18 protein-coding genes are annotated in these 21207 nt (G+C 69.3%); 7 read left to right on the forward strand and 11 right to left on the reverse strand.

The annotated features are described in order from the left end of the window. Positions 1-51 precede the first annotated feature (51 nt). Both ACXJJ3_RS04470 and ACXJJ3_RS04475 read left to right on the forward strand, forming a co-directional pair. Positions 52-654, forward strand: a complete 603-nt coding sequence (locus ACXJJ3_RS04470; protein WP_458168650.1) for a DUF3000 domain-containing protein — start codon at positions 52-54, stop codon at positions 652-654. After that, the gene (locus tag ACXJJ3_RS04475; RefSeq protein WP_458168651.1) at positions 651-1904 is read left to right on the forward strand and encodes a ribonuclease D; all 1254 of its coding nucleotides are present in this window, start codon (positions 651-653) and stop codon (positions 1902-1904) included. Before ACXJJ3_RS04470 ends, ACXJJ3_RS04475 begins: the two co-directional genes overlap by 4 nt. Here ACXJJ3_RS04475 and ACXJJ3_RS04480 read toward each other — a convergent pair. From ACXJJ3_RS04480 to ACXJJ3_RS04505, 6 genes are all read right to left on the reverse strand, one after another. Further along, positions 1901-2383: a VOC family protein gene (locus ACXJJ3_RS04480; RefSeq protein ID WP_458168652.1), complete on the reverse strand. Its 483-nt coding sequence runs from the start codon at positions 2381-2383 to the stop codon at positions 1901-1903. The two genes, ACXJJ3_RS04475 and ACXJJ3_RS04480, sit on opposite strands and share 4 nt — an antisense overlap. Then, a complete protein-coding gene (locus tag ACXJJ3_RS04485) occupies positions 2322-3638 on the reverse strand; it encodes an MFS transporter (protein ID WP_458168653.1) in 1317 nt (438 codons plus the stop codon). The genes ACXJJ3_RS04480 and ACXJJ3_RS04485 overlap by 62 nt, the downstream gene beginning before the upstream one ends. Further along, positions 3635-4225: a winged helix-turn-helix domain-containing protein gene (locus tag ACXJJ3_RS04490; RefSeq protein ID WP_458168654.1), complete on the reverse strand. Its 591-nt coding sequence runs from the start codon at positions 4223-4225 to the stop codon at positions 3635-3637. The genes ACXJJ3_RS04485 and ACXJJ3_RS04490 overlap by 4 nt, the downstream gene beginning before the upstream one ends. A 101-nt stretch (positions 4226-4326) precedes the next feature. After that, entirely contained in the window at positions 4327-4815 is a 489-nt protein-coding gene (locus ACXJJ3_RS04495) for a glutathione peroxidase (protein WP_458168655.1), read from the reverse strand. Between the two features lie 2 nt (positions 4816-4817). Further along, complete coding sequence (locus ACXJJ3_RS04500; RefSeq protein WP_458168656.1) at positions 4818-5462, reverse strand: dienelactone hydrolase family protein; 645 nt, start codon at positions 5460-5462, stop codon at positions 4818-4820. After that, a complete protein-coding gene (locus ACXJJ3_RS04505; RefSeq protein WP_458168657.1) occupies positions 5459-6127 on the reverse strand; it encodes a hypothetical protein in 669 nt (222 codons plus the stop codon). Before ACXJJ3_RS04505 ends, ACXJJ3_RS04500 begins: the two co-directional genes overlap by 4 nt. Before the next feature lie 168 nt (positions 6128-6295). Here ACXJJ3_RS04505 and ACXJJ3_RS04510 point away from each other — a divergent pair, with 168 nt between their 5' ends. Together ACXJJ3_RS04510 and ACXJJ3_RS04515 are read left to right on the forward strand one after the other, a co-directional pair. Further along, a complete protein-coding gene (locus ACXJJ3_RS04510; RefSeq protein ID WP_458168658.1) occupies positions 6296-7492 on the forward strand; it encodes a thiolase family protein in 1197 nt (398 codons plus the stop codon). Next, positions 7489-9597 carry a 3-hydroxyacyl-CoA dehydrogenase NAD-binding domain-containing protein gene (locus ACXJJ3_RS04515; RefSeq protein WP_458168659.1) on the forward strand — a complete coding sequence of 703 codons (2109 nt, stop codon included), beginning with the start codon at positions 7489-7491 and terminating at the stop codon, positions 9595-9597. The genes ACXJJ3_RS04510 and ACXJJ3_RS04515 overlap by 4 nt, the downstream gene beginning before the upstream one ends. A 785-nt stretch (positions 9598-10382) precedes the next feature. Here the strand turns inward: ACXJJ3_RS04515 and ACXJJ3_RS04520 are convergent. The 4 genes from ACXJJ3_RS04520 to dxs form a co-directional block, all read right to left on the reverse strand. Beyond that, positions 10383-11864 carry an amino acid permease gene (locus ACXJJ3_RS04520; RefSeq protein WP_458168660.1) on the reverse strand — a complete coding sequence of 494 codons (1482 nt, stop codon included), beginning with the start codon at positions 11862-11864 and terminating at the stop codon, positions 10383-10385. Positions 11865-11934: 70 nt separating this feature from the next. Further along, positions 11935-13236 (reverse strand): hypothetical protein, encoded by a 1302-nt coding sequence (locus ACXJJ3_RS04525; RefSeq protein ID WP_458168661.1) that lies wholly within the window; start codon positions 13234-13236, stop codon positions 11935-11937. Further along, on the reverse strand, positions 13233-14570 hold the full coding sequence (locus tag ACXJJ3_RS04530; protein ID WP_458168662.1) for a hypothetical protein: 1338 nt from the start codon (positions 14568-14570) through the stop codon (positions 13233-13235). Before ACXJJ3_RS04530 ends, ACXJJ3_RS04525 begins: the two co-directional genes overlap by 4 nt. Positions 14571-14579: 9 nt before the next feature. Continuing rightward, a complete protein-coding gene (dxs, locus tag ACXJJ3_RS04535) occupies positions 14580-16466 on the reverse strand; it encodes a 1-deoxy-D-xylulose-5-phosphate synthase (protein WP_458168663.1) in 1887 nt (628 codons plus the stop codon). Between the two features lie 169 nt (positions 16467-16635). On the opposite strand from dxs, the gene ACXJJ3_RS04540 reads away from it, so the two are divergent. Then, complete coding sequence (locus tag ACXJJ3_RS04540) at positions 16636-17142, forward strand: DUF402 domain-containing protein (RefSeq protein ID WP_458168664.1); 507 nt, start codon at positions 16636-16638, stop codon at positions 17140-17142. An 18-nt stretch (positions 17143-17160) separates the two neighbouring features. Then, the gene (locus ACXJJ3_RS04545) at positions 17161-17655 is read left to right on the forward strand and encodes a DUF402 domain-containing protein (RefSeq protein WP_458168665.1); all 495 of its coding nucleotides are present in this window, start codon (positions 17161-17163) and stop codon (positions 17653-17655) included. On the opposite strand, the gene ACXJJ3_RS04550 is transcribed toward ACXJJ3_RS04545, so the two are convergent. Beyond that, positions 17652-19163 carry a CocE/NonD family hydrolase gene (locus tag ACXJJ3_RS04550; protein WP_458168666.1) on the reverse strand — a complete coding sequence of 504 codons (1512 nt, stop codon included), beginning with the start codon at positions 19161-19163 and terminating at the stop codon, positions 17652-17654. The two genes, ACXJJ3_RS04545 and ACXJJ3_RS04550, sit on opposite strands and share 4 nt — an antisense overlap. Positions 19164-19295: 132 nt before the next feature. On the opposite strand from ACXJJ3_RS04550, the gene ACXJJ3_RS04555 reads away from it, so the two are divergent. Continuing rightward, positions 19296-21203: a Na+/H+ antiporter gene (locus ACXJJ3_RS04555; RefSeq protein WP_458168667.1), complete on the forward strand. Its 1908-nt coding sequence runs from the start codon at positions 19296-19298 to the stop codon at positions 21201-21203. Positions 21204-21207: the final 4 nt, after the last annotated feature.

The following is a 21207-nucleotide window of genomic DNA, read 5'->3' on the forward strand; positions in this document are numbered from 1 at the left end:
ACCGGCGCGTCGTCGCACGCGCCGGTGAGTAATCAGTCGTAGGCTGCCGATATGGGTGCCCGCAAGCAGGTCGACGCGCCACCCGCGGAGTTCGCCGAGGCAGTCTCGCAGTTACGAGGTGCCCGGTTCCGGCCCGAGGTTTTCGTCGAGGAGATGCCCGCACCGCAGCGGATCGCACCGCATGCGGCGGCGGTCAGCGCCGACGTGACGGTCGACGGTGACGATGTCGCCACCGGCCGTCTGGTCGTCCTCTACGATCCCGCGGGGAACGACGCCTGGCAGTCGACCTTCCGCTGTGTCGCGTACGTGCGTGCCGCCGTCGAACCGGAGATGGTGACCGACGCGCTGCTCGGCGGCGTGGGCTGGACCTGGCTGATGGAGGCCCTCGCGGACCGCGGTGCCGACTTCCTGGCACCGAGCGGTACCGTGACCAGGGTGGTATCGGAAAGCTTCGGCGGGATGGCCGACGACGACGCGACGGCGGAGATCGAGATCCGTGCGTCCTGGAGTCCTGTGCCCGGACCCGGCGGCCTGGTCGACGTGACCGGGCATGCCGAGGCGTGGGGCGAGGTGCTCTGTACGGCGGCCGGTCTGCCGCCCGTTCCGCCGGGGGTGGTCGCGATGCCGACCCGGCGCGGACAGCGGGGCCGATGAGCCCAGCCGAGACGCAGCCGTCCGCTCAGGACGACCAGACCGCCAGCCTGCCCCTGCTCGAGCTCAGGGACGGGCTGTCCGAGGTGATCGACTCCGGCCCGGCGCTGACCGACGCCGTCGAGGCGTTCCGGTCCGGTTCCGGTCCGGTGGCCGTCGACGCCGAGCGCGCGTCCGGCTACCGGTACTCGCACCGCGCGTACCTGGTCCAGCTGCGCCGGGAAGGCTCCGGCTCCGCGTTGGTCGACCCGATCCCGTTCGGTGACCTGTCCGCGCTCGGTGACGCGATCGTCGACACCGAGTGGATCATCCACGCCGCCAACCAGGACCTGGCCTGCCTGGCCGAGGTCGGGATGGTGCCGCGCAAGGTCTTCGACACCGAACTCGCCGGCCGGCTGCTCGGCTACCCGAAGGTCGGGCTCGCGTCGCTGGTCAGCGAGGTGCTCGGCTACCGGATGCGCAAGGAGCACTCGGCGGCCGACTGGTCCACCCGGCCGCTGCCGGCGCCCTGGCTGGTGTACGCCGCGCTCGACGTCGAGATGCTGATCGAACTGCGGAACGCGATCGAGCAGGAGCTCCGCCGCGCGGGCAAGTGGGAGTGGGCCGAGCAGGAGTTCACCGCGATCCTGGACGCCCCGCCGCGGGAGCCGAAGCCGGACCCGTGGCGCCGTACGTCCGGGATGCACCGGGTCCGGAACCGCCGCAGCCTGGCGGTCGTGCGGGCGCTCTGGGAGGCCCGCGACCAGATCGCGGAGTCCGCGGACATCTCCCCCGGCCGGATCCTGCCGGACGCGGCGATCGTCGAGGCGGCGTCCGCGATGCCGACCGACCGGGAGACGCTGCAGAAGCTGACCGCGTTCAAGGGCCGCGGCGCGCACCGGCACATGCGGACCTGGTGGGAGGCGGTCGACCACGCCCGCAAACTGCCGGAGTCCCAGCTGCCCAAACAGGGCCCGCGGTACGACGGTCCCCCGCCGGCCCGCGCCTGGGCCGACCGCGACCCGGACGCGGCCGCCCGGCTCTCCACGGCCCGTACGGCGGTCGCCGAGATCGCCGAGGCACACCGCCTCCCGACCGAGAACCTGCTCGCCCCCGACACCATCCGCCGGCTCGCCTGGGCACCGCCGCGCGAGGTGACCGTGGACGTGGTCACGGCGTTCCTCCGCGACCACCACGCCCGCCCGTGGCAGATCGCGCTCACCGCCGACGTCCTCACCGACGCGATGACCTCCGAGGCCGCCTCGCTCGACTAGGGCTTGAAGACCGCGCTCTGGACGTACTCCATCGCCTTGACGAACTTCTCGTCGCTCAGCCGTCGGGTCATCTCCTCCGGCGACACGTCCTCGATCCGGGTCTGCAGCCAGTACAGGTTGCCGTACGGGTCGTGGACGCGGGCGACGATGTCGCCCCAGAACAGGTGCGTGGGCTCGGTGACCACCGTCCCGCCCGCGGCGACGGCCTGCTTCAGGGTCGCGTGCACGTCGGGGACGTACAGCCGCAGGAACGCCGGTGTCGGCGTCTCCGTCCAGTCCGGCTTGTCGAACATCATCACCACCGAGTCCCCGATCCGCATCTCGGCGTGCCCGATCTGGCCGTGCTCGTCGACCACCCGGCCGCCGAGGTCCTCGGCGTCGAACGCGGCCGCGAGGAACTCCATCAGCCCCGCGGTGTCACGCCCGATGATCCACGGCGTCACCGTGTGATACCCGTCGGGGATCGGGTGCACTGTCATCTCCTGCTCCTTCGGTTGGGTCGATCACCACCCTAGGAAGCGAAGCGGACAGGTCGTGGCCGCTACTCGCCAGGTCCGCGCGGATCTCGCGGCGCAGCGTGACCAGCGTCTGCAGCGCGCCGAGCAGGATGACCGCCGCGATGATCGCGAAGATCTGCCGGTAACTGAGCAGGCTCACCAGCAGACTGCCCAGCGCCAGCGAGACCGCCTGCGGCGTGGACACGAGTACGTCGACCGCCGTCGACACGCGCCCGATCAGGTGGTTCGGCGAGCGGCGCTGCATCAGCGTGGTGAGGGCCACGAACGTCCACGGCAGCCCGAGCCCACAGATCGCGGCCCCGGCCAGCACCACGAAGATCGTCGGCGCGACGGCACACACGATCGTGGCCGTGGCCAGCACGACCAGCCCGAGGACACAGGTCGCGATCTCGCCCAGCCGCCGGACGGCGCGACTCGCGGTCAGGCCGCCGATCACCGCGCCGACGCCCTGGCAGGTCACGAACACACCGGAGTACGTCGCGGGTTTGCCGAACGCGTCCAGCAGCGCGTAGATCGACGACTCGAAGAACCCGATCACCAGGATCGAGATCGCCATCCCGAGCAGGACGTTCCGCAGTACCCGGTCGCCGACCAGGAACCGGACGCCGCCGAGCAGGTCCTCCCGGAACGTGCTCCGCACCCGGCTCGGCTGCTCGGTGACCTTGATCGTCGCGATCAGCAGCCCGGCGATCACGAACGTGGTCGCGTCGACGACCGCAACCAGCCAGCCGCCCGCGGTCGCGAAGATCGCCGCGCCGACCAGCGGGCCGAACAGCCGGTAGCCCTCCTTGATCGTGGCCAGGCTGGAGTTCGCGTCGACGAGTTGCTCGTCCGGCAGCAGTTCCTTGAGCAGCCCGTTGACGGCCGCGGGCAGGACGACGAACGAGACGCCGTACAGGAACGCGACCACCCAGATCAGCCAGACGTCGCCCGCGTCCCGCACCAGGACGAGCGGGAGTACGGCGGCCGCGCTCGCGAAGTTGCCCCACACCAGGATCGGCTTGCGCGGCAGGCGGTCCACCCAGACACCGAGCAGCGGGGCGCCGAGCGCCGGCAGCACCATGAAGAAGAACGTCAGCCCGGCGAGCGCGTTCGAACCGGTCAGTGTCTTCACCCACATGCTCAGCACGAGCAACATCACCGAGTCGCCGAGCATCGACGTACTCAGACCGCCGAACAGCCGCCCGAACCCGGGCTGCGCGAACAGCTTCCTCATGCCGGATCGACCCCCGGGAAGTACGTCGGTACGCCCCACGTCACGAACTCGCACAGTCGCGAGCCGGCCGGCCGCTGCGCCGGATCGGTCAGCCGCTCCGCATGACGGTCGAGCACGGCGCTGATCGCCTCATTCATCTCCTTGAGCTCGGCTGCCGTCAGCCAGGACACCATCTCGGTGTTGGCCTGCGCCGCACGCCATTCCTCCGGCTCGTCCGGCATGCGCTGCTGGGACTCCCGCAACCGGTCCACCGCACGGCCCATCATCACCTCGGACAGCGCCTGCGCAGCCCGCCGCTCCTCGAGTGACGCCGATCCGTGCTCGTCGTCCCAGCGAAACCCCAGCCCGGGCACCTGCCACGGCCGCTGCCGGCCCTTGCCGCCCTCGGCCTCCACCACGAACCCGTGCTGCGCCAGCTTCCGCAGATGCCACGAGCAGTTCGCCGGCGTCTCGTCCAGCCGCTCGGCCAGCTCGGTCGCCGTCAGCGGTCCGCTGATCGACAGGATCTCGACGATCGCCATCCGCACTGGATGGGCCAGCGCGTTGAGTTCACGGGGGTCGCTCAGGCGGCGATGCGGATTCGGCATGCGTCGAAAGTACTCTTTCGAAACATCTCTTGCAATGCATCACAAGAACATCCCCACCCTCGCTTCGCTCGGGTGGGGACGGGAGTCGTGAAACGGGTGGGTCAGGCCGGCAGTTGGGCCTCGATGGCGGTGACGACCTCGTCGGACTCCGGCTCGGTGCGCGGGCGGAAGCGGGCGGCCACGGTGCCGTCGGTGCCGATCAGGAACTTCTCGAAGTTCCACTGGATGTCACCGGCCTCGCCGGCGGCGTCCGCGGTCTGCGTCAGCTCGGCGTACAGCGGGTGCCGGCCCTCGCCGTTCACCTCGAGCTTGTCCAGCATCGGGAATGTCACGCCGTACGTCGTCGAGCAGAACGTCTCGATCTCCTCGGCCGACCCGGGCTCCTGGCCGCCGAACTGGTTGCACGGAGCGCCGAGCACAGTGAACCCGCGGGACTCGTACGTCTTCTGCAGGTTCTCCAGCCCCTCGTACTGCGGGGTCAGGCCGCACTTCGACGCGACGTTGACGACCAGCACGGCCTTGCCCTTGTACTCCCCGAGCGAGGTCGGCGCACCGGACAGGGTGGTCAGCGGAATGTCGTACAGGCTCATGCTCATCCTTGAGTTGTCGGTAGATGCCGGGCGAGAAAGTCTTCGGTACGCCGCCACGCGAGCGCGGAGGCGTCGGCGTTGTGGAACATCGGCAGCGGGTTGTCGAACGCATGCCCGGCACCGTCGTACCGGTGCACCTCGGCACCGTCCAGCGCCGGCACGATCGCGTCCACGTCGAGGAACGTGTCCGTGTTGCCGAAGTGATGCAGCGCCGGTGCTTCCGGGTGCAGGTCGAGCAGTCGCGGGAGGGCCGAGCCGTAGTAGCTGATCAGCACGTCCGGCGAGGACACGGCCGACACGTTGTACCCCAGACCGCCGCCGAAGCAGAAACCCACGACCCCGATCCCGTTGCCGCGCGCCTTCAGTTGCTCGAGGACCGAGACCGCATCCGCGACTGCGTGGTCCCAGTCGAGCCGCTGGACGATGCCCATCGCCCGTGGCAGCAGGTCCGGCGCGGACTCGTCCAGCTCGGTGTCGTCGAGGCGCCAGTAGATCTCCGGCGCGATCACGTAGTACCCGAGGGCGTGCAGGTCCGCCGCACGCTGCTTGATGTAGTCGGAGACCCCGAAGATCTCCTGTAACAGCAGGATTCCGGGCGCACTGCTGCTGGCGGATCCCCACTCGTGGTACGGAATCTCCAAGGTCACACCGTGAAGCGTACGACCTCCGGTTCAACCGGGACCGGCTTGGGTGCGGGCATCCAGGCCTTCGTCTCGGCGATCGCGTCCAGCAGCAACTGGTAGAGGCGGTCGTCGGGGTTCGGGATGCAGGCCTGCGAGATGCCCTCGACGGCGCAGGAGACCGCGCGTGGCGCCGTCCGGCGGGCGAAGTCGGGGGTCACGCGGCGCGCGCGGGCCGTGAACGACTTGGCCCACTTGGTCGCCTGCGGGACCGCCTGCAGGACGGCGGCCGACTCCGGCAGGATGTCGTCCGGCGGACGGCCGTCGAGCGCGGCCAACTGCCGCTCCCCCACCAGCAGCGCGACGGCCAGGATGTACTGGCGCTCCTGCGAGACGACCGGCAGCGCATGCCGGATGCAGCGGGCGGTGACGAGCGGTACGACGTGCGGATCCTCAGGGGTCAGCCCGATCACGGACGGGATCAGCGGCGCCAGCCGGGAACGTCCCGAGTCGCTGGTGCAGTCGTTCACGTCACGGGCGACACCGGCCAGCAACGGATGCGTACAGGCCGGATGGTCGGACCACGGCTCGCCGGCCAGGTACGACGCGAACTCCATGAAGCAGGCGCCCTTGCGCGGACTGCGGTGTTTCCCCCGGCTCAGGACCGGTACGGCCAGATCAAGATTGTTCATGGAACAACTCCAGTAACGCGGACCTTGACCACCAGCATGCGCCCAAACGCGGCGCATTGCCACGGGTAACGGGTTTGTGAGCCGACGCACAGGCGTGGGTACTTTGGCTGTTCTGTTACTCATGGGTAGCATCGGGGTAGATTTCCCGACCTTCAGAGGAGGGCCCTCGTGCCCCGTGAGATCCGCGATGTCGTGTACGTCGACGGCGTTCGCACCCCGTTCGGCAAGGCCAAGGGCCAGTACGCCGAGACGCGCGCCGACGACCTGGTGATCAAGTGCATCCGGGAGCTGCTGCGGCGGAACCCGGGGCTCCCGCCCGAGCGGGTGGACGAGGTCGCGATCGCAGCCACCACCCAGATCGGCGACCAGGGCCTGACCATCGGCCGGACCGCGGCCCTGCTGGCCGGCCTGCCGAACACCACCCCGGGCTACGCCATCGACCGGATGTGCGCCGGCGCGATGACCGCCGTCACCACCACCGCCGCCGGGATCGCGTTCGGCGCGTACGACGTGGTCGTGGCCGGCGGTGTCGAGCACATGGGCCGGCACCCGATGGGCGAGGGCGTCGACCCGAACCCGCGGATCATCAGCGAGAAGCTGGTCGACACCTCCGCGCTGGTGATGGGCTCGACCGCCGAGAACCTGCACGACCGGTACCCGACCATCACCAAGGAGCGCGCCGACGCGTACGCCGTCGCCTCCCAGGAGAAGGCGGCCAAGGCCTACGCGAACGACCTGATCCAGCCGGACCTGGTACCGATCGCGACCCGCTCCGCGGAGCAGGGCTGGGGCTACGCCACCACCGACGAGCCGATGCGTCCGGGAACCACCTCCGAGGACCTTGCCGGGCTGAAGACGCCGTTCCGCCCGCACGGCCGGGTGACCGCGGGCAACTCCGCCGGCATCAACGACGGCGCCACCGCCTGCGTCCTGACGTCCGCCGAGGCGGCCGCCGAACTCGGGCTGACGCCGAAGATGAAGCTGGTCTCGTACGCGTTCGCAGGCGTCGAGCCGGAGGTGATGGGCGAAGGCCCGATCCCGGCCACCGAGAAGGCGCTGCGGCTCGCCGGGCTGACCATCGACGACATCCAGGCCTTCGAGGTGAACGAGGCGTTCGCCGTCCAGGTGCTGGCGTTCCTCGAGCACTACGGCATCGCCGACGACGACTCCCGGGTCAACCCGTACGGCGGCGCGATCGCGTTCGGGCACCCGCTGGCGTCGTCCGGCGTACGGCTGATGAACCAGCTGGCCAAGCAGTTCGAGCAGCGCCCCGAGGTCCGCTACGGCCTCACCACGATGTGCGTCGGCCTCGGCATGGGCGGGACCGTCATCTGGGAGAACCCCAACTGGGAGGGGCACAAGTGAGTTTGCAGGAACTGATCGACTCGGCGTCGGCGCTGTCGACCGACGAGGTCGTCACGCTGGCGCATTCGCGGGACGTCAAGCTCCCCGGTGACGCAGGTCTGATGGCGCTCATCACGCTCGACAACGGGCACGACCACACCAAGCCGAACACCTTCGGGCCCAAGGGTCTCGGCTCGCTGAACACTGCTCTGGACGCGGCGTTGGCGCGCGACGAGATCGTCGCGATCGGTGTCACCGGCAAGCCGTTCATCCTCGCCGCCGGCGCGGACCTGACCGGCGTACCGAAGCTGACCGACCGGGAGCAGGCGCTGGCGCTCGGCAAGATCGGGCACGGCGTGATGCGGAAGCTCCAGGACGGCGGCAAGCCGTCGTTCGCGTTCGTGAACGGCGTCGCGCTCGGCGGCGGGCTCGAGGTCGCACTGCACGCGACGTACCGGACGGTCTCGGTCGCGGCGGGCATGCTGTCGACGCCGGAGGTCTTCCTCGGGCTGGTCCCGGGCTGGGGCGGCAACTTCCTGCTGCCGAATCTGATCGGCGCGGACAACGCGGTCAAGGTCGTCGTCGAGAACGCGCTGAACCAGAACAAGATGCTCAGCGGGCCGGAGGCCGTGAAGCTCGGCATCGGCGACGTACTGCTGGAGTCGGCCGACTTCCTGGAGCAGTCGCTGCTGTGGGCTTCTCGCGTCCTCACCGGCGCCGTCAAGGTCCAGCGGCCCTCGGTCGACCGCGGGGACGCGTGGGACGCGGCCGTTGCCCGAGGCAAGGCTTTTGCCGACGTCAAGGTCAGCGGTGCGGCGCCGGCGCCGTACCGGGCGCTGGAGCTGATCGCGGCGGCGCGCGACAACGACCGGGACCGCGGATTCGCGGCCGAGGACGAGGCGCTCGCCGACCTGATCATGAGCGAGGAGCTGCGCAGCGGGCTGTACGCGTTCGACCTCGTGAACAAGCGGGCCAAGCGGCCGGCCGGCGCCCCCGACAAGTCGCTCGCGCGACCGGTGTCGAAGGTCGGCGTCGTCGGTGCCGGTCTGATGGCGGGTCAGCTCGCGCTGCTGTTCGCGCGGCGGCTCGAGGTTCCCGTCGTACTCACGGATCTCGACCAGGAGCGTGTCGACCGGGGCGTCGGATACGTGCACGGTGAGATCGACAAGCTGCTCGCGAAGGGCCGGGTCCGCCCGGACAAGGCGAACCAGCTGAAGGCGCTCGTCACCGGGTCGGTGGACAAGGGTGCGTTCGCGGACGCGGACTTCGTGATCGAGGCCGTGTTCGAGGAGCTGCAGCTGAAGAAGGCGATCTTCGCCGACCTGGAGAAGATCGTGCGGCCGGACGCGATCCTGGCGACCAACACGTCGTCGTTGTCGGTGACCGAGATGGCCGCGGACCTCGAGCACCCGGAGCGGGTCGTCGGATTCCACTTCTTCAACCCGGTCGCGATCCTGCCGCTGCTGGAGATCATCCGCGCGGACCGCACCGACGACGAGTCGCTGGCGACGGCGTTCGCGGTCGGCAAAAAGCTGAAGAAGTCGTGCGTGCTGGTGAAGGACGCGCCGGCGTTCGTCGTGAACCGGCTGCTGACCCGCTTCCTCGGGGAGGTCAGCGCGGCGGTCGACGAAGGTACGCCGATCCTCGACGCGGACCGCGCGCTGTCCGCGCTCGGCCTGCCGATGCCGCCGTTCGTCCTCCTGCAGCTCGTCGGCCTGCCGGTCGCGCTGCACGTCGCCGAGACGATGAACCGGGCGTACCCCGAGCGGTACGCCGTCTCCGAGAACCTCGCGAAGGTCGTTGCCGCCGGCAAGAGCTCGTTCTACGTCTGGCCCGAAGGCAAGCCGGTCGTCGACCCGGAGGTCGAGGCACTCGTCACGGTCGGCGACAAGCCGTCCACCGCCGACGAACTCCGCACCCGCGTCCTGACCGCCCTCGCCGAGGAAATCCGGATCATGCTCGATGAAGGCGTCGTCGCCGAGCCCCAGGACATCGACCTCTGCCTGCTACTGGGCGCCGGCTGGCCCTTCCACCTCGGCGGCATCACGCCGTACCTGGACCGCACCGGCATCTCCGAAAAGGTCAACAGCAAACGCTTCCTCCCGCGAGGCGTAGCCGGCCTCTGATGATCCGCTGGGGGTCGATGCGGCGCCGGAAGCCCGCTCCGGCCCCCAGCAACCAGGCCAGAGAAGCTAGAGAGAAGAACACCAAGAAGAGCAAGAACGAAAGACAAAAGAGATTCAGAGGGCTATTCAGAAGTCCCGGCTGAGCGTTCAGGAAAGAGATTAGTGGTGGCTGGGTCTGGCGGTCAGCCGGAGGTATGCCAGCCCTTCACCGTTCAGAGTCTGCGGCGGGAGGGTGCCGACGGACGTCCGCTCTTCGCCGAGTCGTGGCGAACGGCTCGGCACCTGTTCGTCGAGTCGTGGATTGTGGCTGGTTTCTAGCGCCTTTTCTCGCGACTCGGCGAGATTTGCTGGACGCTGGACAGAGCCGCGCGAGTCGGGTGAGGTGCGACTAGCACGACCGGTCTCCCGACCGGCGGCCGCCCGAGACCTGGAGCACATAACACCGAAGCCAGCCACCACTCTAAATCCCTCTTCTTTCCTTGCCTTTCTCTTTGATCTCTCGCTTGAACCAAACTCTGCACTTCTGAATAACCCTCTTAGAGTAGTGGTCGCCTCAGCGATCGACTGCAGGTTCGTCGATACAGCAGCTCCTAGGCGCGATCCTCTCCAACCGCGGGACAAGCTCCGCTGACGACCGTTCCCACCTGGTAGCAGCTCCGCTGACAGCACACCCTTCCCACGCAGGTGCTCACCTGTCAGCTCTTCCCCGGGTAGCTGCTCCACGTACGGCAGCTACCCGGTAGGACCTGCCCTGTCAGCTCTTTCCAGCTGGTCGGTGCTCGGTGTCAGGCCTTCTGGACTTCGCCGGTTTTTTGTTCGATGCCGACGCGGCTCTTGCGGTAGCCGTACAGCGCGTAGATGACGAAGCCGATCACCATCCACACCACGAACCGGATCCAGGTCTCGATCGACAGGTTCAGCATCAGGTAGATGCAGATCAGCGCCGCCAGGATCGGGATCACCGGGCTGCCGGGGACGCGGAACGAGCGCTTGATGTCCGGGCGGCTGCGGCGGAGCAGCGGGACGGCGATCGACACCAGCGTGAACGCGGCCAGCGTGCCGATGTTCACCATTTCCTCGAGCTTCCCGATCGGCGTGACGCCGGCGATGATCGCGACCACGATGCCGATGCCGATCGTCAGACGGTACGGCGTACCCCACTTCGGGTGCGTCTTGCCGAGCTGCTTCGGCATCAGGTGGTCGCGGCTCATCGCGAACACCACGCGGGCCGCGCCGATCATCAGCGTCAGTACGACGGTGGTGAGACCGGCGACCGCACCGGCCGAGATCAGCGTCGCGAAGCCGCCCTTGCCGACCGACTTGAACGCCTCCGCGAGCGCGGCCTCGCCGTTGATGTCGCTGTACTTCACCATGCCGGTGATCACGATGCAGACCAGCACGTACAGCACGGTGCAGATCGCCAGCGAGCCGATGATGCCGCGCGGCAGGTCGCGCTGCGGGTTCTTGGCCTCCTCGGCCGTGGTCGCGACCACGTCGAACCCGATGAACGCGAAGAACACCAGCGACGCGCCGGACACCAGCCCCATGATGCCGAACGTCGACGGCGTGAACCCGAACACCGCCTGGAACAGCGGCGTGGTCACGTCGACGCCACCGCCCGGCGCCGGAACGCTCGGCGGCACGAACGGCGTCAGGTTCGAGCCCTTGATGTAGAACAGGCCGGCGACGATCACGAACAGCACCACGAACAGCTTGATCGCGACCAGCACCAGGTTGACCCGCATCGACTCCTTGATGCCGATGGTCGCCAGTGTCGCCAGCACCAGGACCAGGATCATCGCCAGCACGTTCACGTGACTGTCGGGCCCGATCGAGGACGGCCAGCCCAACCCGATCTGGTCCAGGAACAAGGCGGCGTACGTCGACCAGCCCTGCGACACGACGCTTGCCCCGAGCATCAACTCGAGCAGCAGGTCCCAGCCGATGATCCAGGCGAAGATCTCACCGAGCGAGAAGTACGAGAACGTGTACGCCGAACCGGACACCGGCACGGTCGACGAGAACTCGGCGTAGCACAACGCGGCCAGCGCACAGCAGACCGCGGCGAGAACGAAGGACAGTGCGATCCCCGGGCCGGCGTACAGCTTGGCCGCGCGGCCGGTCAGGGTGAAGATGCCGGCACCGATGATGACACCGATACCGAAGACGGTCAGGTCGATCGCGGTGAGGCGTTTCTTGAGCTGGTACTCCGGCTCGTCCGTGTCGGCGATCGACTGCTCGATCGTCTTCTTCCGCACAAGACTCATCTGCGCCTCCTCGAGGTGGACGGAACCCTTCGAGACTGGACCCTCTCACCGGATGAGGTCAAACCGCCACTCAGCGTTGTGGCCGGTATGTTGTCAGTGACGTCCACAGCGTCGCCTCGGTCAGGCCGGTGCGGTCCTGCAGGATCCGGTCACGCGACGTCTGGTCGACACCGTTGCGCGCCATGTCCTCGTACAGCTCCTCGACCTTCTGCAGCCCGATCTGACGGACGAGGTACCGGACGGCCAGCCAGCTCACGCCGTACACGTCCGCGGAGTTCTGGTAGAAGCCGCTGTCCCCCGGCAGCGAGGCCAGCTGCGGTACGGCGGTGTCGACGACCTCCTGCTCCCACTTGGCGACCTCGCCCGGCCCGCTGATCGCCTCGATCCCCCGCCAGGACACGTATTCCGCCGCGCCCTCGGCCAGCCACAGCGGCTCGTACCCGCCGAGCGCCGCGGTCACCACGTGGGTGGTCTCGTGCGACAGCAGGATCTCGTCGACCTGGTCGCGCTGGTTCGGGTTGACCACGATGTAGCCGCCGGCAACCGATCCGTCGGCGGTGTCCTGCCCTGGCAGCGACGAGAACGTCGCGCCGGTACTGGCCGCGGACTCGATGTCCTCGTCGGCGAACCGGGCGTCCCGGACGTCGGTCTCGTCCAGCGCGATCACCAGCACCGACCCGGTCCATTTCAGCGGCCAGTACGCCGACACCTCGGCGAGGCCCTCGTTCTCCGCCCGGACGATCGCCCGGCCACGCTTCGTGTCGCCCTTCTCGACGATCACCATCACCCGGGGCGCCCGCTGTACCTCGATCCGGCCGAGGTCCCAGGCCTCGCGATGCGCGCCCGGGCCGAGGTCGGCGTCGAGCTCGTTGTCCGCGGTCAACAGCCAGTGCCCGTCCCGGGCGACGAACGTGTAGCCGAGCTCGGTCGTCACCGGCGTGAAGTCGACCTTGGGGATCTGGTACCGCATCAGCACCCGGACCAGGTACGTCGTCCGCCCGTGGGCCTTCAGCGGCGCCGGGTTGAAGCGTTCCTCGGCCTGGCTGTAGCCGATCTCCGCGAAGCCGATCTCCATCAGGTTCGCGAACAGGATCTTCTGCGCGGCGACGAGCTTCTTGTTCAGCGGGTCGACGTCGGCCAGGAACTGCTGCTCGTTGCCGGTCTGCACGGCGCCGGCGCGGCGGACCAGGATGGTGTCGATCGCGACCCGCCGGGCGGCGACGGCCGCGGCGATCCGGGACGGCTTGGACGTCCGTACCGGGGTCGGCAGAGCGGCCCGCGCCCGGAGGTCCTGTTCCCGTTGTTCAACGGTGTAGGCGACGCCGCCGGAGACCAGGAGCACGGCCAGCAGCAGACCCAGCCACCGCCTCATGCTGCTGCGGCTGCTTTCAGGGCACGGAAGAGTCCGGCCTCCGTCATTCCGAGGTGTTCGAGCATGATCCGGTCGCGATCCTTCTGCGTGACGCCGAGCGAAGCGAGCTCACGGTACAGCGTGCCCACCTCGGTCCCGCCGAACCGTGTGAACAGGTAGTCGAGCGCCAGCCAGGACAGCGGGTACGAGCTGTCGGCCTGGTCGAAGAACGTCGCGTCCGCCGGCAGCGCCGCCGCCTTCGCGAGGTACTTCGTCCGGACGTCCTGCCGGTACTGCGGGATCGCCAGCTCCTTCTGCCCGGCCATGGGCAGGAACTCGACGTACGTCGCCGCGCCCTCGACCAGCCAGCGCGGGGCGTACGGCCCGTACGGCGCGGTCGCGACGTGGGTGAACTCGTGCGCCAGCGTCCGGGTGTCGACCTTGCTCCGGTTGTACGGGTTCACCACGACGTACGAGTCGGTCCGCTCCCCCTCGCCGGTGACCTCGCCGGGCAGCGTGCGGTACACGAAGGTCGCCATCGCGAGCGCGTCCTCGGCGTTCTTCGGCTGCGAGTAGTCGGCGCCGCGGACCACTTTGTCGTCGAGCGCGATCACCACGCCGGAACCGTTCCAGCCGCCGGGCCAGTTCTTCGAGACCGCCTGGACCGCGTTCTGCGACATCGTCACGAACTTCGACGCGAGCGCGTCCTGGCCCTGCGCGACGACCACCAGCACCCGCGGTGCGCGCTTCACCAGGACCGGCCCGAAGTCCCAGGCTTCCTCGTGCGAGCCGCGCGGCAGGCGCTTGTCGAGGTCGGAGTCCGACACCAGCATCCAGGCTCCGTTCGGCTGCCGGCTGAACGTGTACCCGAGCATCGCGCGCACCGGCACCAGGTCGATGCCGCGGATCTGGTACTCCATCGCGACCGCGACCAGGTACGTCGACGGGCCGTACTTCTGCGCGATCGTGTCGTCGTACTGCTGGGCGAGCTGCTGGTAGGCGAGCTTGGCGAACCCGAACTGGCGCAGGTTCGCGAACAGCGTGCGCTGCCGGGCCACCAGCTTGGTGTCGGCCGGGTCGACGTCCGCGACGAACTCCTGCTCGTTCCCGGTCAGCACGGCCTGCGCGCGGCGCTGCAGCACCTTGTTCACGGCCGCGGACCGGGCCGCCAGGTCGATCGCCGGCGTACTCGGCCCGGCGTCGGCCGCGTCCTGGTCCTGCTGGCTCGAACGGTGCAGGTACAGCCCGCCGCCGACGGCCGCCGCGATCAGGGCCAGCGACAGCAGGATCGGCCAGCCGCGGGACCGCCGGCGGACGGCGGCATGCCTGCTGTGTCGCCCTCCCCCGTCAGACATGGCGCCTGGCTAAGCGTTCCGGCCGCCGGCCCGGTCCGGCTCGTCGAGGGAGGCGTCGACGTGTTGCGTGAGCTGCTCGGTGATCTCCCGCGCGATCTCCTGCCCGGTGAGCCCGATCTCCTGCAGTACGGCGGCCCGCTTGGCGTGCTCCAGGAACACCTGCGGTACGCCGAAGTCGCGGAACGGCGTACGGACGCCGCCGTCGCGGAGCGCCTGCGCGACCATCGACCCGCAGCCACCGGCCCGGCCGTTGTCCTCGATCGTGACGACCAGCTTGAAGTCGCCGGCCAGCTCGACGAGCTCCGGGGCGACCGGCTTCACCCAGCGCGGGTCGACCACCGTGACGCCGAAGCCGTGCGCCTCGAGGCGCTGCGCGACGTCCATCGCGGTCGCGGCCATCGCGCCGATCCCGACCAGCAGGACGTCCTGGCCGGAACGCTTCAGTACGTCGACGGACCCGACGTGGTCGATCGCCTCGATGTCCGCGAACACCTCGCCCTTCGCGAACCGCAGCGCGGTCGGGACGTCGTCCACGTCGACGGCCTCGTTCAGCAGCTCCTGGAGCCGCTTGCCGTCCCGCGGCGCCGCCAGCCGCAGCCCCGGGACGAGCTGCAGCAGCGACATGTCGTACACGCCGTTGTGGGTCGGGCCGTCGTCGCCGGTGACGCCCGCGCGGTCGAGGATGAACGTGACACCGCACTTGTGCAGCGCGACGTCCATCAGGGTCTGGTCGAAGGCCCGGTTCAGGAACGTCGAGTACAGGCAGACCACCGGGTGCAGGCCGCCGAGCGCCAGCCCGGCCGCGCTCGTCACCGCGTGCTGCTCGGCGATCCCGACGTCGAACGTGCGGCCCGGGAACTCGTCGGCGAACGGCGCCAGGCCGGTCGGGTGCAGCATCGCCGCGGTGATCGCGACGACGTCCGGGCGCCGGTGGCCGATCTTCACCAGCTCGTCGGAGAACACGTCGGTCCAGCCGCGCGGCTTGTTCGCCGGGCGGACCTGGTGCAGGTTGTCCTCCTCGTCCTGCTCGGCAGCCGGGTAGCCGAAGCCCTTCTTGGTGACCGCGTGCACGATCACCGGGCCGCCGAAGGACTTCGCGTTCTTCAGCGCGTCCTCGAGCGCCTGCCGGTCGTGGCCGTCGACGGGGCCGACGTACTTCAGGCCGAGGTCCTCGAACATGCCCTGCGGGGCGAGCATGTCCTTGAGGCCCTTCTTGACCCCGTGCAACACCTCGTACATCGGCGGGCCGACGTACGGCGTCCGGCCGAGGTTCTTCTTGACCAGGTCGAGGATCTTCTCGTACCGCGGGTTGGTGCGCAGGCTGGTCAGGTGGGTCGCCAGGCCGCCGACGGTCGGGCTGTATGAGCGGCCGTTGTCGTTGACGATGATGACCAGGTTCAGGTCCTTGGCGGCGGCGATGTTGTTCAGCGCCTCCCAGGCCATGCCGCCGGTCAGCGCGCCGTCGCCGATCACCGCGACCACGTGCCGGTTCTCGCCACGCAGCCGGTACGCCTTGGCCAGGCCGTCGGCGTACGACAGCGCGGTCGAGGCGTGGCAGTTCTCGACGATGTCGTGCTCGGACTCGGACTGGCTCGGGTACCCGGACAGGCCGCCGGCCTGGCGGAGCGAGCCGAAGTCCTTCGCACGGCCGGTGATCAGCTTGTGCACGTAGGCCTGGTGGCCGATGTCGAAGACCAGCCGGTCCCGCGGGGAGTCGAAGACCCGGTGCATGGCCAGCGTGATCTCGACCATGCCGAGGTTCGGGCCGAGGTGGCCGCCGGTACGGGTCACGGTGTCGACCAGCACGTCCCGGATCTCGGTCGCCAGATCGGTCAGCTGCTGATCCGTCAGCTTCTTGAGGTCGTCCGGACCCTCCACCCTCTCCAGCACGCGCATCGAGCTCCTCCCGCGGGTCGTCCTCGAATGCTTGAGTCTATGCACGCCACGCCCGGAATCCGAACTCGGCGACAGCGGGCCGGCCCGGGCTTGGGCTTTCTCACACTTCAAGACGCTACTCGCGGGTCGCCGGTTCGGACGTGTGCTGCGTCTCACTTAGGGTAACGGTATGGAGATGGTGAGGACGCTGTTCCGGAAGTACGACGGGCAGCCGCACCGCCTGCTGGAGGCGATCCGGCTCGGCGAGGACGAGCACGGGCTCTGGGTCGGCTCGCTGCCGGGCAGCCAGGGCCAGCGCGCGGACGGCCGCTGGCAGACCATCGACCACCACCGCGTCCGGCTGTTCCCGCGCGGCCAGTGGTGGAGCGCCCTGTTCAACGACGTACCGCACCAGACCGCGATCTACTGCGACATCACGATGCCGGCCGAGTTCGGCGTCGACTCGGTCACCGCGGTCGACCTGGACCTCGACATCCGGCTGCTCCGCGACGGCACCGTGCACGTGATGGACGAGGACGAGTTCCACGACCACCAGCTCCGCTACCACTACCCGCCCCAGGTAGTGGCCACCGCCCAGGCCGTCTGCGACCACCTGGCCGCCACCATCACGACTACGGAACCGTTCATGACCGCTTACAAGCCGTACCTGGAGTACCTCCGCTCGCTGACGCCCTGAGCCGGTAGGTTGGCGCTCATGCGCGATGTCCGGGTGGTGTACCGCAAGTACGACGAGAAGCTGCACTGGCACCAGTGGATGCGGTTTCTCGGCGAGGACGAGTACGGGGTGTGGCTGGGGGCGCCGGCCGGGTCGGTGTCGCAGCGCGGAGCCGAGCCCGAGGTGACGCAGGAGCAGGCGCATGTGCAGCTGTTCCCGCGGGACAAGTGGTTCACGGCGATCTTCAACGACGCGCCGCGGTACACCGAGATCTACGCCGACATCACCACGCCGGTCGAGTTCTCCGACGACGTGCTGACGATGATCGACCTCGACCTGGACGTGATCAAGCGCCGCGACGGCACCGTGTTCGTGGACGACGAGGACGAGTTCGCCGAGCACCAGGTGAAGTACTCGTACCCGGCAGACGTGATCGCGACCGCGCAGCAGACCTGCGACTGGCTCGTCCAGGCCGTGTCCACCGAGGAGCCGTTCCTGACGGTGTACAAGACGCACCTGGACAAGATCCGCTAACGCACCTGGTGCACGCTCAGGGTGCCGTTCTTGAGCAGCATCAGGCCCGGGAGCGGTCCGCGCTGGCCGGCATACATGTCGGCGACCGGGGCGACGGTCAGGTAGAGGTTCTGCCCCGCCGGTACGTCGACCGCGACGGCCGGGAGCTCGAACGTACGCCGGACCCCGTGCGCGGCGCGCTGTTCCCGCAGCGGCATCGTGTTGTTCTGGACGACCTTGGCCGTGAGCGGGTTCTTGCCGACGCTCAGCGCGAAGTACGCCGCCGACTGCGGGATGATCGTGTAGACGTTCGCGGTCACGGTCGGCGTACCGGCGATCGTGACCGGGCCCTTCGCGATCGGCAGGTTGACGGGTAGCCCGACGCCGGTCGGGACGACGATCTTGCCGAGCGGGTAGCGCTTGTCCGGCGTCAGGCTCCGTTGCGTGAGGCAACGACCAGCGGCGGTGGACAGGTGGTACGTGCCGAAGCCGCTCAGCCCTTCCTGCTGATGCAGCAGCTTCTCCTGCATGAAGCGGATCGACAGGGCGGCGAAGTTCGGCGAGCCGAGCGCGATCGAGCACGGGTCGCCGGGCGTCGCGTACCCCGGCGGTACGACGGCCGGCAGCGTGTGGCCGCCGTTGTACCCGACGAAGATCGACTTCGCCCGGGCGCGGGCCGTCAGCGCGTGGTCGAAGTTCATCAGGCCCTGGTTGAGGTTGAACAGGTTGTCCGAGATGCCCTGGCCGAACAGCACCGGGATGTCGAGCTTGCGGCCCTGCGCCACGTGCCAGGCCGGGCCGTTGTGCGCGAAGAACGCGTCCAGGTCCCGGCCGGCCTTGCCGCTCGGCCAGGCGCCGGTCGCGATCAGCGCGACGAACGCCTTCGAGACCGCCGGCGGCAGATGCGTACCGCCGCCCGCGAACAGGATCGACAGCCACATCGTCCGGGCGGCCTCCTGCGGTGCGAGGCTCTGCTTCAGGTCCCACCAGGTGATCTCCGGCGCCAGCGCGTCGAACCGGGTCGCGCCACGGTCCCGCAGTTCGGTGAACGCGCCGGCGAACTGGTACCCGCCGCCGTACGACCCGCCGATCGCGCCGATCAGCGGGTCACCGGGGCGTTGCTTCGTCACCCAGTCCAGGCCCGCGACCAGGTCGACGAGCTTCACCACGTCGCGGCCCTCGTAGTCCGGGTTCATCACGTGCGCGACGCCGGTGCTCTGCCCGAAACTCCGCTGGTCGAAGCTCAGTACGCCGAACCCGGCGTCCAGCCACGCCTTGAACGCGGCCGGGTCGGTGGTCCGGCTGCCGCCCCAGCCGTGGCTGTGGAAGACCAGCGGGACGGTGTGCTGCGCGGTCGCATCCGCGGGCCTGAACAGCGTGTAGCAGATCTTCACCGGCGTCGTGGTCCCGGGCTCGGACACCGAATCGACACAGCCGCTGGTCACCGTGGAGTCGGCCGCACGGGCCGGGACCACCGGCGAGAGCAGCAGGGCGACCACACCGACCAGAGCCAGCACACGACGACGCATCAGTCACTCCCAGTGATCGACGGATCCCGCTTCGCACACGCTAGAGGACGCACCAGGCGTTGACCAGATCCCACGCTCAGCCTTCGGCGAACCGATGGCCGGAAACCGTCGCGCCGCTGCGACACTGTGCCCGTGCATATCGCGATCGAGGTCGTGGCCCTCGTCGCCGTCGTCGCGGCCGGCGCCGCGCTGGCGCGGCGGATCGGCCTCTCGGCTCCCCTGCTGCTGGTGGTCATCGGGATCGCCGCGTCGTACCTGCCGTTCATCCCGCGCGTCGAACTGGAGCCCGAGGTCGTGCTGGTCGGCTTCCTGCCGCCGCTGCTGTACTCCGCGGCGATCAAGACCAGCCTGGTCGACTTCTCCAAGCACCGGCGGTCGATCGGTCTGCTGTCGGTCGGCCTGGTCGCGTTCACCGCGCTCGGTGTCGGCGTCGTCACCTGGTGGCTGCTCGGCCGGGTCGCGGCCTCGATCGGGCAGCAGCCGCTGCCGTTCTGGGCGGCGTTCGCGATCGGCGCGGTCGTCGCTCCGCCGGACGCCGTCGCCGCCACCGCGATCGCCAAACGGGTCGGACTGCCGCGCCGGATCGTCACGATCCTCGAAGGCGAGAGCCTGCTGAACGACGCGACCGCGCTGGTCTGCCTGCGGACGGCGGTCGCGGCCGCTGTCGTCGCGCCGACCGTGCTGCACGTCGGCCTGGACTTCCTGCGCGCGGCCGGTGGCGGCGTACTGATCGGGGTCGTGGTGACGCTCGTCCTGGCGAAGATCCGCCGCCGGTTCACCGATCCGGTGCTCGACACCACGCTCAGCCTGACCGCGCCGTTCGTCGCCTACATCGCGGCCGAGAACCACTACGTGCACGCATCCGGAGTACTGGCCGTCGTCGTCACCGGCCTGCTGCTCGGGCACAAGGCGCCGATCATCCAGTCGGCCAAGTCGCGGATGTCGGAGCGGACCAACTGGCGCACGTTCCAGTTCCTGCTGGAGAACACGGTCTTCCTGCTGATCGGCCTGCAGACCCGGTGGATCCTCGACGACCTGAGCGCGAGCCCGCTGCCCGCGTGGCTGATCGCGGCGACCACGATCGCGGTGTTCGTCGCGGTCGTGCTGCTGCGGCCGATCTGGGTGATCCCGACGACGTTCCTGTCCCGCCGGTTCCTCGGGCCGTCGCGACCCGGACCGGTGTCGCGGCGCGCGCTGATCGTGGTGTCCTGGGCCGGGATGCGCGGCGTGGTCACGCTGGCGGCGGTCTTCACGCTGCCGCAGAACACGCCGCACCGCGAAGTACTCGTGTTCATCGCGCTCGCCGTCACCGCCGGCACACTGCTCGTCCAGGGCTCCACGCTGCCCTGGCTGGTACGCCGGTTGCGCCTGCCCGGGCCCGACCCGGCGGAGGACGCGCTGCAGGAGGCCGCCGTACTGCAGGGAGCGCACCGCGCCGCGATCGCCAAGCTCGACGAGCTCGCTCAGCCGACCGATCCGCCCGCCGTTCTCGACGTACTGCGGCAGCGGGGTGAAGCCCGGGCGCAGGCGGCCTGGGAGCGGCTCGGGCGGCCGGAGAGCGAGTACGAGACGCCGAGCGAGGCGTACCGGCGGCTGCGGATCGCGATGCTCGAGGCCGAACGCTCGCACATCCTCAAGGTCCGCGACGCCGGCCTGGTCGCGGACGAAGTACTGCAGCGGGCGCAGAGCGCGCTCGACATCGAGGAGTCGATCCTGGACCGCGACGAGGACGACGACGTCGGCGGCCGCTCCGAGGACCTGCGGCCGAAGGTGCCGCCGGGCGGGGCCTGCGCGCACCTCGAGGAGGCGCCGCTGGTCGTCACGCCGAACACGCCGGACGGCTGCGAGGAGTGCCTGGCGACCGGCGACTCGTGGGTCCACCTGCGGCTGTGCCTGGGCTGCGGGCACGTCGGCTGCTGCGACTCGTCGGTGATGAAGCACGCCAGCAAGCACCACGACGCGACCAAGCACCCGGTGATGCGCAGCTTCGAACCGGGCGAGACGTGGCGCTGGTGCTTCGTGGACGAGAAACTGGGCTAGGTTG

The sequence above is a fragment of the Kribbella sp. WER1 genome, from assembly GCF_054189145.1.